Source organism: Mycobacterium heidelbergense (genome assembly GCF_010730745.1).
GTDB classification, from domain to species: Bacteria; Actinomycetota; Actinomycetes; order Mycobacteriales; family Mycobacteriaceae; genus Mycobacterium; species Mycobacterium heidelbergense.
In genome coordinates this window covers 3,417,344-3,430,087 of sequence record NZ_AP022615.1, presented here as the reverse complement: position 1 = coordinate 3,430,087, position 12,744 = coordinate 3,417,344, and the positions used below count along the sequence as shown (strand labels likewise).

The 12,744-nt window shown below is 69.5% G+C and carries 12 protein-coding genes and 1 pseudogene; 4 read left to right on the top strand and 9 right to left on the bottom strand.

What is annotated here, in order from left to right; genetic code table 11:
* Nucleotides 1-8 precede the first annotated feature (8 nt).
* The 3 genes from G6N25_RS16190 to G6N25_RS16180 all read right to left on the bottom strand — a co-directional run bounded on the left by G6N25_RS16190 (nucleotide 9) and on the right by G6N25_RS16180 (nucleotide 3,190).
* Nucleotides 9-869 (bottom strand): glycine betaine ABC transporter substrate-binding protein, encoded by an 861-nt coding sequence (locus tag G6N25_RS16190; protein WP_083073539.1) that lies wholly within the window; start codon nucleotides 867-869, stop codon nucleotides 9-11.
* Entirely contained in the window at nucleotides 866-2,047 is a 1,182-nt protein-coding gene (locus G6N25_RS16185) for an NAD(P)-dependent malic enzyme (protein WP_083073540.1), read from the bottom strand. Before G6N25_RS16185 ends, G6N25_RS16190 begins: the two co-directional genes overlap by 4 nt.
* 153 nt (nucleotides 2,048-2,200) lie before the next feature.
* Nucleotides 2,201-3,190, bottom strand: coding sequence for a malate dehydrogenase (locus G6N25_RS16180; protein ID WP_083073541.1), 990 nt, complete (start codon nucleotides 3,188-3,190; stop codon nucleotides 2,201-2,203).
* Between the two features lie 200 nt (nucleotides 3,191-3,390).
* On the opposite strand from G6N25_RS16180, the gene corA reads away from it, so the two are divergent.
* Nucleotides 3,391-4,485: a magnesium/cobalt transporter CorA gene (corA, locus tag G6N25_RS16175; RefSeq protein ID WP_083073542.1), complete on the top strand. Its 1,095-nt coding sequence runs from the start codon at nucleotides 3,391-3,393 to the stop codon at nucleotides 4,483-4,485.
* 125 nt (nucleotides 4,486-4,610) lie between these two features.
* Here corA and G6N25_RS16170 read toward each other — a convergent pair whose 3' ends face one another.
* The 6 genes and pseudogenes from G6N25_RS16170 to G6N25_RS16145 form a co-directional block, all read right to left on the bottom strand.
* Nucleotides 4,611-5,216 carry a suppressor of fused domain protein gene (locus G6N25_RS16170; RefSeq protein ID WP_083073409.1) on the bottom strand — a complete coding sequence of 202 codons (606 nt, stop codon included), beginning with the start codon at nucleotides 5,214-5,216 and terminating at the stop codon, nucleotides 4,611-4,613.
* A complete protein-coding gene (locus tag G6N25_RS16165; RefSeq protein WP_083073408.1) occupies nucleotides 5,213-6,388 on the bottom strand; it encodes an ABC transporter ATP-binding protein in 1,176 nt (391 codons plus the stop codon). The genes G6N25_RS16170 and G6N25_RS16165 overlap by 4 nt, the downstream gene beginning before the upstream one ends.
* Nucleotides 6,389-6,392: 4 nt before the next feature.
* Nucleotides 6,393-7,217 (bottom strand): carbohydrate ABC transporter permease, encoded by an 825-nt coding sequence (locus G6N25_RS16160; RefSeq protein WP_142272562.1) that lies wholly within the window; start codon nucleotides 7,215-7,217, stop codon nucleotides 6,393-6,395.
* 4 nt (nucleotides 7,218-7,221) lie between these two features.
* The gene (locus G6N25_RS16155) at nucleotides 7,222-8,100 is read right to left on the bottom strand and encodes a carbohydrate ABC transporter permease (protein ID WP_083073406.1); all 879 of its coding nucleotides are present in this window, start codon (nucleotides 8,098-8,100) and stop codon (nucleotides 7,222-7,224) included.
* A 49-nt stretch (nucleotides 8,101-8,149) separates the two neighbouring features.
* Entirely contained in the window at nucleotides 8,150-9,556 is a 1,407-nt protein-coding gene (locus tag G6N25_RS16150) for an extracellular solute-binding protein (protein WP_142272558.1), read from the bottom strand.
* Between the two features lie 30 nt (nucleotides 9,557-9,586).
* Nucleotides 9,587-10,116: pseudogene (locus tag G6N25_RS16145) on the bottom strand (general stress protein).
* A 125-nt stretch (nucleotides 10,117-10,241) separates the two neighbouring features.
* Between G6N25_RS16145 and G6N25_RS16140 the strand changes: the two are divergent.
* The 3 genes from G6N25_RS16140 to G6N25_RS16130 all read left to right on the top strand — a co-directional run bounded on the left by G6N25_RS16140 (nucleotide 10,242) and on the right by G6N25_RS16130 (nucleotide 12,676).
* Nucleotides 10,242-10,751 (top strand): DUF4190 domain-containing protein, encoded by a 510-nt coding sequence (locus G6N25_RS16140; protein ID WP_083073426.1) that lies wholly within the window; start codon nucleotides 10,242-10,244, stop codon nucleotides 10,749-10,751.
* Between the two features lie 69 nt (nucleotides 10,752-10,820).
* On the top strand, nucleotides 10,821-12,128 hold the full coding sequence (locus G6N25_RS16135) for a magnesium transporter MgtE N-terminal domain-containing protein (RefSeq protein ID WP_083073404.1): 1,308 nt from the start codon (nucleotides 10,821-10,823) through the stop codon (nucleotides 12,126-12,128).
* Nucleotides 12,125-12,676: a DUF1003 domain-containing protein gene (locus G6N25_RS16130; protein WP_083073403.1), complete on the top strand. Its 552-nt coding sequence runs from the start codon at nucleotides 12,125-12,127 to the stop codon at nucleotides 12,674-12,676. The genes G6N25_RS16135 and G6N25_RS16130 overlap by 4 nt, the downstream gene beginning before the upstream one ends.
* The last annotated feature ends 68 nt before the right edge of the window (nucleotides 12,677-12,744 follow it).

The following is a 12,744-nucleotide window of genomic DNA, read 5'->3' as shown; positions in this document are numbered from 1 at the left end:
GATGACCCTCAGCGGCCCAGGGGGTGTTCGGCCAGCCATCCGCCGGCCACCGCCTGGGGGTCGGCGCCCCCGGCCACCTGGCGGCGCATGTCGGCCAGCGCCGCGGTGTCCAGCACGCCGGCCACCTCGTTGATCGCCAGCAGCTGCCTGTCGCTCAGCGCGTTGCGGCGATACAGCGGCACCACGTTCTCGGCCCGGATCAGCGCCGGCTTGCGGTCGGCCAGCGCGACCAGGTCGGCGGGAATGTCGGGGTCGGCGGTGGTGGCCCACGCCGCGCTCAGCCGCCCCGACCGCGCCGCGGCGAAAAGCGTTGTGTCATCCGGAAATTCATGCGGGTGGGGCAGCCGGCACGATCCCACCGCCGCGGGCGCCGCAAACCCCGCGACGGCCCCGATCGCCACGCCGTCGCAGTGCCCGGGCAGCGCGCTGAGGTCTTGGCCGCCCCAGGCCCGGGCGGTGGCTTGCGTCACCAGCAGCACGGGTTTGTCCTCGGCCGCGGTGGTGTAGTCGCCCGCCAGGATGCCCTCGGGCAGCGCCGCGATCATCGCGCGGTAGACCTGGGCGTCGGAGAGCACCGATGCGCCGGGCTGCAGGGCCTGCAGCACCTGGCCGGTGAACGCGGGGACGACGGTGAAGGCGCCGGAGTCCAGCTTGGCCATCGGGTCGGCGGCGGCGTCGGGGCGCGCCGCGAAACCGTATGAGCGCAGCGCCGCCACGTAGACGCCGGCCAGCAGCGTCGACTCGGGGTCGGGCCGGGATCCGACCACCAGTTCCGGATGGCGTTGGCCGGCGTTGGTCGCGCAGCCGGCCCAGACAACCACGGCGAGCGCGGCGGCGAGCAGCGCCGCGGCCGCCCTGCCGATTCTCACGCCGTGGCGTCTGACACTTCTGCGGCCAGGGTGACCGCTTTGGCGACGGCTTCCCCGACGCGCAGGTCCAGTGGGCTCGGGACGATCCGGTCGACCGCGAGGTCGTCGCTGACGACGGAGAAGATCGCCTCGGCCGCGGCCACCATCATCTTTTCGGTGATCCGGCGCGCGCCCGCGTCCAGCGCGCCGCGAAACACCCCGGGGAACGCGAGCACGTTGTTGATCTGGTTGGGAAAGTCGCTGCGGCCGGTGGCCACCACCGCCGCGTGCTTGGCCGCGAGCTCGGGGTGGATCTCCGGGTCGGGGTTGGACAGCGCGAACACGATCCCGTCGGGTGCCATGGTGGCGATCAGCTCCTCGGGGACCACGCCCGCCGACACCCCGAGGAACACGTCGGCCCCGCCGAGCGCCTCGATCATGCCGCCGGCGAGGCCACCGGGATTCGTGCGTCGCGCCAGATCGACCTTGACGCCGTTCATGTCGTCGCGCCCGGTGTGCAGGATGCCGCGCGAGTCCAGCACGGTGATGTCCGAAACCCCCATCGCCAGAAGGAGATTCGTGCACGCGACGCCCGCGGCGCCGGCGCCGGAGACCACCACCCGCAGCGAGCACATGTCACGGCCGAGCAGCTTGGTGGCGCCCATCAGGGCGGCCAGCACGACGATGGCCGTGCCGTGCTGGTCGTCGTGCATCACCGGGCAGTCCAGCGCCTCGATGACCCGTCGTTCGATCTCGAAACAGCGTGGGGCGGAGATGTCCTCGAGGTTGACGGCGCCGAACGTCGGACGCAGCCGCGCCAGGGTCTCGACGATCTCGTCGGGATCCTTGGTGCCCAACACGATCGGGATCGCGTCCAGCCCGGCGAACTCCTTGAACAGCCCGCACTTACCTTCCATCACCGGCAGCGACGCCGCCGGCCCGATGTCACCGAGGCCGAGCACCGCGCTGCCGTCGCTGACGACGGCCACCAACCGATTCGCCCAGGTGTAGCGGGCGGCCAGCGTCTGATCGGCGGCGATCGCCCGACTGACCTGCGCCACGCCCGGGGTGTAGGCGATCGACAAGGCGCGCTGGGTGTCCAGCGGAGACTTCAGCTCGACGGAAAGCTTCCCACCTACGTGGGCCTCGAAGATCTCGTCGTCTCCGATGGCGATCTGTGGCGGCACGATTTCGGACACGCGCCCAGGGTACTGACTACCCGTTAGTAGCCCTAATCGACGACCGTCGAGAGTGGGGGCCCGCTGCGCCCGCCCATCCCCGCGCCGAGCCTGTAGATCCGCAGGGCCGCACTCGCACTTTGGCTGCGGATTTACCGGCTGGGCGCCGGCGGGCTAGATCAGGCCCAGCTCGGTGACCGCGGCGCGCTCGTCGGCGAGCTCGGCGGTCGATTTGTCGATCCGGGCGCGGGAGAACTCGTCGATCTCCAGGCCGGTGACGATCGTCCAGTCGCCGCCCTCGGTGGTCACCGGGAACGACGAGATCAGCCCCTCGGGCACGCCGTACGAGCCGTCGGAGATGACGGCCATGGACACCCAGTTGCCGTCCGGGCTGCCCAGCAGCCAGTCGCGGGCGGCGTCGATGGTCGCCGACGCGGCCGAGGCGGCCGACGAGGCGCCGCGCGCGTCGATGATGGCCGCGCCGCGCTTGGCGACGGTGGGGATGAAGTCGTTCTCGATCCAGGCCTGGTCGTTGACCACCTCGGCCGCGTTCCTGCCGTTGATCTCGGCGTGGAACACGTCGGGGTACTGGGTGGCCGAGTGGTTGCCCCAGATCGTCATCTTCTTGACGTCGGTGACCTTGGCGCCGGCCTTGCGGGCCAGCTGCGAGATCGCCCGGTTGTGGTCGAGGCGGGTGAGCGCGGAGAAGCGCTCCCGCGGGATGTCGGGGGCGTTGCTCAGTGCGATCAGCGCGTTGGTGTTGGCCGGGTTGCCGGTCACGCCGACGCGGACGTCGGCGGCGGCGACGGCGTTGAGGGCCTTGCCCTGCGCGGTGAAGATCGCCCCGTTGGCCTCCAGCAGGTCGCCGCGCTCCATGCCGGGGCCGCGCGGGCGGGCGCCGACGAGCAGGGCCAGGTTCACGCCGTCGAAGATCTTGTTCGGATCCGCGCCGATCTCGACACCGGCCAGCAGCGGGAACGCGCAGTCGTCGAGCTCCATCACCACACCCTCGAGCGCCTTGAGCGCGGGCTCGATCTCCAGCAGGCGCAGCTCGATCGGGCGGTCGGGCCCCAGCAGCGAGCCGCTCGCCAGGCGGAACAACAGGCTGTAGCCGATCTGGCCGGCGGCGCCGGTGACGGCGACCTTGACAGGACTTGCGTTCACGTCGGTGTGCTCCTTATGGAGAAGTTCAGGATTTCGGTCGAGCTCGAAACTAGCGCACCCCGGCCGGCCCGACGCGTCCGGTCCGACACCGGCGGGCCGTCCGCCAATCGGGGCCACCGCGGACTTTTCAGGCCGCGTTCGACCCGGACGCGTACCATTGAGCACCGCTCGGCCGACCTGCGCCGCGATCGGAGGTTGACGTGTTCCCGGGGTTCGACGCATTGCCCGAAGCGCTCAGACCGCTCGCCCACGAGCCGCACGTAGAGCCCGCTCCCCGCGAGCCGCGCGAGGCCTTGGTGGACTGCGCCGTCTACGCCGACGGCCACCGGATGCCCGGGACGTTCACGTACGCCGCCGCGCTCAACAGGGTGCGCCAGATCGAAATGCTCGGCCACGAGGCATTCGTCTGGGTGGGCCTGCGCGAGCCGGACCAGTCCGAGATGCAGGACGTGGCCGACGTGTTCGGGCTGCACCCGCTGGCCGTCGAAGACGCCGTGTGCGCGCACCAGCGGCCCAAGCTGGAGCGATACGACGACACCGTCTTCCTCGTCCTGAAGACCGTCACCTACGTCCCGCACGAATCGGTGGTGCTGGCCCGCCAGATCGTCGAGACCGGCGAGATCATGGTGTTCGTCGGCAGGGATTTCGTGGTCACCGTCCGCCATGGTGAGCACGGTGGGCTGTCCGAGGTGCGCAAGCGCATGGACGCCGACCCCGAGCAGTTGCGCCTCGGACCGTTCGCGGTGATGCACGCCATCGCCGACGACGTGGTGGACCACTACCTCGAGGTGAGCAGCCTGATCGAATCCGACATCGACGGCATCGAGGAGGTGGCGTTCGCCCCGGGCCGCAAGCTCGATGTCGAGCCGATCTACCTGCTCAAGCGCGAGGTCGTCGAGCTGCGCCGGTGCGTGAGCCCGCTGTCCGTCGCGTTCCATCGAATGCAGGTGGAAAACAAGGACGTGATCTCCAAGGAGGTGCGGCGCTACATGCGCGACGTCTCCGACCACCAGTCCCAGGCCGCGGACCAGATCACCAGCTACGACGACATGCTCAACTCGCTGGTGCAGGCCGCGCTGGCCCGCGTCGGGATGCAGCAGAACAACGACATGCGCAAGATGGCGGCGTGGGCCGGCATCCTCGCGGTGCCCACCATGGTCGCCGCCATCTACGGCATGAACTTTCATTTCATGCCCGAGCTGAACTGGACGTGGGGTTACCCGGGGATCATGGCCCTGATGTCCCTCTTCTGCCTGGTGCTGTACTTCCAATTCCGGCGCAACAACTGGCTGTAGCTCACCTCCCCCTCGCGCCCCTCGCGCCCCTCGCGCCCCTCGCGCCCCTCGCGAGCAGACGCAGAATCGCACGAATTCGCGTCGCGCAGTGCGATTCTGCGTCTGCTCGGCGATCGACCTGGCGATCAGCTCGGTTGCGCCGCGGGCCTTTTCGGGTCCAGCACGTCCACGCCGTCGTTTTCCCATGCCCGTCGCATGGCCTCGGCGCCCTTGAGCCGCACCCACGCCGCCTCGGTCGCGGTGATCGGGATCGCCGACAGGAACTCCACCGGGTCGCGCGGCGGGCCCAGCGGCAGGTCCGGAATCTCGCTGCGGCCCAACAACACCGCGGTGAACGGCACCCGCGCCGACGGCCACGCCCACAGCGGCGAGCCGAGGTCGATCAGCGCGTCGGCGCCCAGCACGACACCCTCGACGGCCGGCGTCGCCGCGAGTATCGCGAGGCTGCGGGCGACGCCGGTGGCCCGCCGGGGATCCCGCAGGGACAGCACGATTTCGGCGCGCGGGCCACGCTGGGGGTCGGCGAGGATTTCCGCCGGGTCGGTCATCGGGTAGCGCGAGCACCCCAGCGACACGTAGTGCACTATCCCCGCCGGCCCGTCCGCCCGCTCGCGGAATCGCAGCACCTCGATGGGCTCGGTGCCGAGGAACGTCACGCTCGCCGACTCGGGCTCGGCCCCGGCGAAGTGGCCGCGCAGGTGCGCGCGCACGCGGTCGAGGATCTCAGTCACCCGGCGTCGGCCGGAACCGTCAGGTTCATCCCGGAGTCGGCGTCGAAGACGGCGACTTTCGACGTGTCCAACGCCAACTCGATGGACTGCCCGATGGCCGCCTTCGACTCGGCGGGAACCCTTGCGACGAACTGGTTTTCGTGGACTTCACCCTGGGCCTCCAGCTCGTCCAGCTGAGCGGAGTGCACGACCGGGCCGGCGGTGGTGAAGTACACGTACTTGTCGGCGCCCAGCGATTCGACCAGGTCGACCTTCACCTCGAAGGTCAGCGCCCTGATCCGCTGATAGCCGTCGATCAGCGCGGCGTCGGCCAGGTGCTCGGGCCGCACCCCGACGATGACGTTCTCCGGCTTCTCGTGCTGCGCGATCACCCGCTGAACCTCCGGCGCCAGCATCACCTCGCCGAAGGACAGGGTCAATCCGGTCGGCGTCAGGGTCGCGGGGAAGAAGTTCATCGCCGGCGAGCCGATGAACCCCGCGACGAACAGGTTGGCGGGACGCTCGTAAAGCTCGTCCGGGGTGCCGATCTGCTGTGCCACCCCGCCGTGCATCACCACCACGCGGTCGCCCAGCGTCATGGCCTCGGTCTGGTCGTGGGTGACGTAGACGGTGGTGGTGCCCAATCTGCGCTGCAGCCGGGCGATCTCGCCGCGCATCTGCACCCGCAGTTTGGCGTCCAGGTTGGACAGCGGCTCGTCCATCAGAAACGCCTTGGGGTGGCGCACGATCGCCCGGCCCATCGCGACCCGCTGACGTTGCCCGCCCGACAACTGGGACGGCTTGCGGTCCAAAAACTCGGTCAGGTCAAGGGTTTTCGCGGTCTCCTCGACCTTCTGCGCGATCTCGGCCTTCTTCATCTTCGCCAGGGTCAGCGGAAACGCGATGTTCTGCCGCACGGTCATGTGCGGGTACAGCGCGTAAGACTGGAACACCATCGCGATATCGCGGTCCTTGGGCGCCTTCTCGTTCACCCGTTCGCCGCCGATGCGCAGCTCGCCCGACGAGATGTCCTCGAGCCCGGCGATCATGTTGAGCGTCGTGGTCTTGCCGCAGCCGGAGGGCCCCACCAGGATCAGGAATTCCCCATCGGCGATGGTGATGCTCAGGTCCCTCACCGCCATCGCGCCGTCGGCGTAGCTCTTGTTGACGTGGTCCAACACAATCTCGGCCATCGCGCTATCCCTTCACAGCGCCAGAGGTCAACCCGGCGACAATCCGTCGTTGGAAGATTAGAACAAAAACGATGATCGGGACCGTGATCACGATGGCACCGGCCGCGATCGATCCGGTCGGCTCCTCGAACTGCGAACTGCCGCTGAAGCTTACGATCGCCACCGGCGCGGTGATCGCCGCCCTGGTGGCGGTCAGGGACAGCGCCAGCAGCAGGTCGTTCCAGGCGAAGATGAACACCAGGATGGCCGCGGTCACCAGCCCCGGCGCCGCCAGCGGGACGATCACCTTGCGGAAGGCCTGACCCGGCGTGGCGCCGTCCATCCTGGCCGCCCTCTCCAGATCCCACGGGATCTCCCGGAAGAAGGCCGACAGGGTGTAAATGGCAAGGGGCAACGCGAAAGTGATGTAGGGCAGGATCAAGCCCGGCCAGGTGTCGAACAGACCCAGCCAGCGTTCGATGCTGAACAACGGGGTGACCAGCGAAATGGCCGGGAACATGGTGACCAGCAGGGCGGCGCCGATGAGCGCCCGCTTGCCGGGAAAGTTCAGCCGGGCGATCGCGTAGGCCGCCATCGCGCCGAGCGCCACGGCGATGGCGGTGGTGATCAGGCCGATCCCGACGGAGTTGATCAGCGCCGAGCCGAAGAGCTCGCCCCGAAAGATCCCGCGGTAGTTCTCGAAGGTCACCGACGACGGAATCAGCCTGCCGTCCTTGACCGTTGACGCCGGCTTAAGCGACAGGCTGAGAATCCACAGCACCGGAAGAAGCGCGTACACCACGATCACGGTGTCCAGAACGACCCAGCCGGCGGCGCGCCGGGCGCCCACCGCCTCAGCGCCCATCGACGTCACCCCCGGGTGCCGCGGCGCCGAAGACCTTGATGTAAACGAGTGCGATGACGCCCGCGCATCCGAAGATCAACACGCTGATCGCGGAGCCCAGGCCCACATTGAAGCCCTTGAACAGGTTGTCGTAGCCCAGGATCGACACCGAGTCGGTGTTGTTGGCGCCGTCGGTCAGCACATAGATGTTGTCGAAGATGCGGAAGGCGTCCAGCGTCCGGAACAGCAGCGCGACAACGACTGCCGGCTTGATGATCGGCAGGACGATCCTGGTCAGCCGCCGCCAGGCGCCGGCCCCGTCGACCTGCGCGGCGTGCAACAAGTCCCCCGGCACCAGCGCCAGCCCGGCCAGCAGCAGCAACGACATGAACGGCGTGGTCTTCCACACCTCGGCGAGGACGACGATGCCCAGCGACGGGATCTGCTCGGTCAGCGGCGCGCTCCCCTGCGGCAGCAGGTTGGCCAGATAGCCGGTCCCCGGCGTCCACGCGTAGAACCAGCTGTACGACGCGACGACGGTGACGATGCCGTACGGGATCAGCACCGCGGTGCGCACCACACCCTTGCCCACGAGGGTGTGGTGCATCGCCAGCGCCAGCGCCAGGCCGAGCACGAACTCGATCGACACCGAAACCACCGTGATTCCCAGCGTCACCGCCAGCGCCGTCCACCAATACCGATCCGTCAAGACCGTCTGGTAGTTGGCCAGGCCGACGAACGCGGTGTCATGGGGCGTGGCAAGGTTGTTGCGCTGCAGGCTAAGCCATATCGCGTAGCCGATCGGATAGGCCGTCACCGCCAGCATCAGGATCGCCGCCGGCGCGACCAGCATGAAGGCCAGTCGCCGCTCGTCGCCGGCGCGGATCATTGGCGCCGCTCCTCAGCATCGCTACGCTCTGCATCGTCGCCGGCGCGGATCACGGCAGCAGCCCTTTGCCCTCGATGGCCTTTTGCGCCTGCGCGGTCAGCTCGTCGGCGGTCCGCTCCGGGTCGATCCGGGTGATCGGGCTCAGCACCGACGCCAGCCGGATGGCCAGCGCCTGATAGGCCGGCGTCGCGGGCCGCATCGCGGCATCGGTGAGCTGCTGGCGGATGACGGTGTGCATCGGATACTTGGCCTGGAATTGCGGATCCGAATACAGCGAGGCGCGCACCGCGGGCAGGCCGCCTTCGATCGACACGTACTTCTGGCTCCGCAGGCTGCGCAGGCAGCGCACCGCCTCGAACGCCTCCGCGCGGTGGCGGGTGGTGCTGGCCACCGCCAGATTCAGGCCGCCGATCGTCACCTTGGCCGGCCGGCCGGGCGCCACACCCGGGTAGGGCGCGAACCCGAAGACCTGCCGGCTGGCGTCGTAGGCGACGCGAAATTGCTCATCGGTGGGCACGAAGGTCCCGGCGTCGTTGACGCTGCCCGCCAGCGCGGGATTCCGGTTCAGCGGCAGGAACGGCACGCCGCCCTTGACCGCGTTCTCCAGCAGGGACGCCAGCACGTACGGCCAGTTGACTTCGAGCGCGGCCCTGCCCTGCTCGACCGCCAGCCGCGCGGTGCCCTCGTCGGTCCGGGTGATCGACGGATCGGCCCCCGGCGCGGTGGCCACGGACTTGAGGATCCGCAGCGCGTTGACGGTGGCGGCCCTGTGCTCGGGCGTATCGGTCAGCGTGACGCGGCGGCCGTCCTCGGAGAGCACCCGACCGTCCCCGCTCACCAGCAGCGTGTTGAACCACACCACCAGGCCCTCGCCCTCGTTGGCCTGCACGGCGATCCAGCCGGGCTTGCCGGCGTCGTGCAGTCGGGCGGCTTCGGCCACCATGGCCTCCCAGGTCGGCGGCGGTTGGCTCACCAAATCCGCTCGGTACCACAGCAATTGGGTGTTGGTCGTCACGGGTTCGCCATACAGCTCGTGTTTCCAGCGGGCCGTCGCGAGCGGGCCCGGCAGGGTGTCGAGGGTGGCGTCGGCCTCGGTCCGGCCCGCCGGGTCGTCCGACAGCGGCAGCGCCCAACCCGCCTCGGCGAACTCCGCGGTCCACACCACGTCCAGCGCCATCACGTCCAGGCCGCGGTCGTGCGCGCTCAGCCGCCGGGCCAGCTGCAATCGCTGCTCGCCGGGGCCTCTGGGCAGGCTCACGTGCCGGATGGCGAACCGGCCTCCGAGCTGCTTGGTGCAGTCCTGGGCGACCGCGGTGAACGTGGCCGCGTCGGTGGCCGGCGTGTAGAAGCTGATCACCAGCTCGTTGCTGCCGGACCCGCAGGCCGCCACGGATGCGGTGGTGAGCGTCGCCAGCGCGGTCGCACCTAACCGGCGCACGCGCCCACGACGACTCACCGTTTGCCTCTCGCGCACCTGGTCAAAGCGTCAGATCGCCAGGCGCGCCAACAGATCCCGCGCGCTTTCTCTGCGTTTTGCGGATCGCAGAGCACGTCGTAGCGGCCGGCCACCAATTGCATGGTCGAGCTGAAATCCCTTGTGCCACGGGCCATTGCGTACGGAACCGCGGAGGTGATCAATCCGAAGAACACCCCGGCGACCAGGCCGGTGAGCAGCGCGCTCCACGGATTGGGGCTGAAGAAGCCGAGCACCAGCCCGATGAACAAGCCCAGCCACGCCCCGCTGAGGACGCCGCCGCCGAGCACCTTGGGCCATGTCAGCCGGCCGGTGACCCGTTCAACCTGCATGAGGTCGACGCCCACGATGGTCACCTGCTCGATGGGGAACTGTTGGTCGGACAGGTAGTCGACGGCGCGCTGCGCCTCGGCGTAGGTGGGATAGGACCCGACCGGCCAGCCCTTGGGCGGTGTCGGCAACGAGGGCACGCCGCGCCGGCCGGCCGCCCCGCCGGGGGACGTCGCGCCGGGAACTTGTCCAGGCTGGAAAGGACTAGTCATTGGTGCCCATTGTGCTCCGCCTCGGCCTTCGTCACACCTGCGGGCCCGGCGCCCCGTCCTGGTGAGCGACCCGGACACGGTCGACGCCTCGGATTCGCCGCGGCGCATAGGCTAGGTTGAACACCATGTCAGCTCCCGGCGACGACGCGCCCGGCGACGACGCCACACCGCCGTCACCCGGCGGCCACGACCCGGAACGGCCGGGTTGGACGCCGCCCTGGGAGGCGGCGCCGGCCGGCCCTCCGCCGCCCGGATACGGACAGCCGCCCTATCCGGGGCCGCCGTACCCGCCGGGGCCGCCGCAATTCGGCGGGCCGCCCGCCGGCTATGGACCGCCTCCCTACCCCGGCGGCTACCCCGACGCGTATTACTCAGCACCGGATTACGCGGGCCAGGCGGCGATACCGGCCGGGAAGAACGGCCTGGCGATCGCCTCACTCATCTCGTCGTTCACCGGGTTCCTCTGCTGCGTCATCGGCTCGATCGTCGCCATCGTGCTGGGCGTGATCGCGCTGAACCAGATCAAGCAGACCCGCCAGGAGGGCTACGGCCTGGCGGTCGCCGGCATCGTGATCGGCATCGGCACCCTGCTGGTGTTCCTGATCGTCGCGATGTTCAGCATCCATTCGCGCTAGCGGCTTTTCGGTGGGAGGCCGGGCGTGGCCGTCTGCCATCCGGCGGACGGCTGCCTAGGCTCTACTTCCATGGGACCGGTCAACAGGGTGTACGTCGCGCGCCTTTCGCGGATGTTGGTGTTGGGTCCGCTCGGTGAGTCGATCGGGCGCGTGCGCGACGTCGTGATCAGCATCAGCATCGTCCGGCAGCAGCCGCGCGTCCTGGGCCTGGTGATCGATCTGGCGACCCGGCGCAGCATCTTCATCCCGATCCTGCGGGTCGCCGCCATCGAGCCCGACGCGGTGACGCTCAACACGGGCAACGTGTCCCTGCGCCACTTCGAGCAGCGGCCCGGCGAGGTGCTGGCAATGGGTCAGGCCCTCGACACCACCGTCAGGGTGAACGACCCGGACCTGCCGGAGCTGGCCGGGCTCGACGTGGTGATCACCGACCTGGGAATCGAGCAGGCCCGAACGCGGGACTGGTTGGTGACCCGGGTCGCCGTCCGCACCCCCCGCCGGTTGGGGCGGCGCGGCCCGGTGAACGTCGTGGACTGGCACAACGTGCAGGGCCTGACGCCGTCGGCGCTGGCGTTGCCGGGTCAGGGGGTGGCGCAGCTCCTGGGCCAGTTCGAGGGGCGAAAGGCCGTCGACGTGGCCGACGCCATCCGCGGGCTGCCGCCCAAGCGGCGCTACGAGGTGCTCAAGGCGCTCGACGACGAGCGGCTGGCCGACATCCTGCAGGAGCTGCCCGAATTGGATCAGGCCGACGTGCTGTCGCAGCTGGGCACCGACCGGTCCGCTGACGTGCTCGAGGAGATGGATCCCGACGACGCCGCCGACCTGCTCGGCGTGCTCAATCCGACGGACGCCGAGATGTTGCTGACCCGGATGGACCCCGGGGATTCCGCCCCGGTGCGTCGGCTGCTGAAGCATTCCCCCGACACCGCGGGCGGCTTGATGACCTCGAACCCGGTGGTGCTGACCCCGGACACGGCGGTCGCCGAGGCGCTGGCGCGGGTCCGCGATCCCGACCTCACGCCCGCGCTGTCGTCAGTGGTGTTCGTGGTGCGCCCCCCGACGGCCACCCCGACCGGGCGCTACCTGGGCTGCGTGCAGCTGCAGCGACTGCTGCGCGAGGCGCCGGCCGAATTGGTCGGCGGGATCGTCGACAGCGACCTGCTCGCCCTGAGGCCGGAGACCCCGTTGGCGGCGCTGACCCGCTACCTCGCCGCGTACAACCTGGTGTGTGGGCCGGTGGTCGACGACCAGAACCACCTGTTGGGCGCGGTCACGGTGGACGACCTGCTCGATCACCTGCTGCCGCACGACTGGCGCGTGGACGTGCAGGAGCTCGACACCGCCGGCCGGCTCGAGGAACTGGGAGGATCCGGGTGAGCAAATCTACGGCACCGCGACGGCTGTACACCCCCCGGACGTCGCGCAGGTACTCGCCGCGCCTGGACCCCGAGGCCGTCGGGCAGGTCACCGAGTCGATCGCGCGTTTCTTCGGCACCGGCCGCTACCTGTTGCTGCAGACGATCGCGGTGGTGGTGTGGATCGCGGTGAACCTGTTCGCGGCCGCGGCGCGCTTTGACCCCTACCCGTTCATCCTGCTCAACCTGGCGTTTTCCACGCAGGCCGCCTACGCGGCGCCGCTGATCCTGCTGGCCCAGAATCGTCAGGAGAACCGGGACCGGGTGGCGCTCGAAGAGGATCGTCGCCGCGCCGCCCAGACCAAGGCCGACACCGAGTATTTGGCCCGCGAACTCGCCGCGTTGCGGCTGGCCGTCGGCGAGGTGGTGACGCGTGAATACCTGCGTCACGAGCTGGAAGACCTGCGCGAACTGCTGGCCGGCCTGCTGCCGACAGGCCCGGACGGCGAGTCGGTGGCGGCCGGCGGCCTGGAGCGGACGGCAAAGAAATCCGGGCGAGATGCAGTCTGACCATTGCGCCACTCTGGTCACAAGAGTTATGTATGGTGATCTGGTTCACGCAGCTAAACGGACAGACG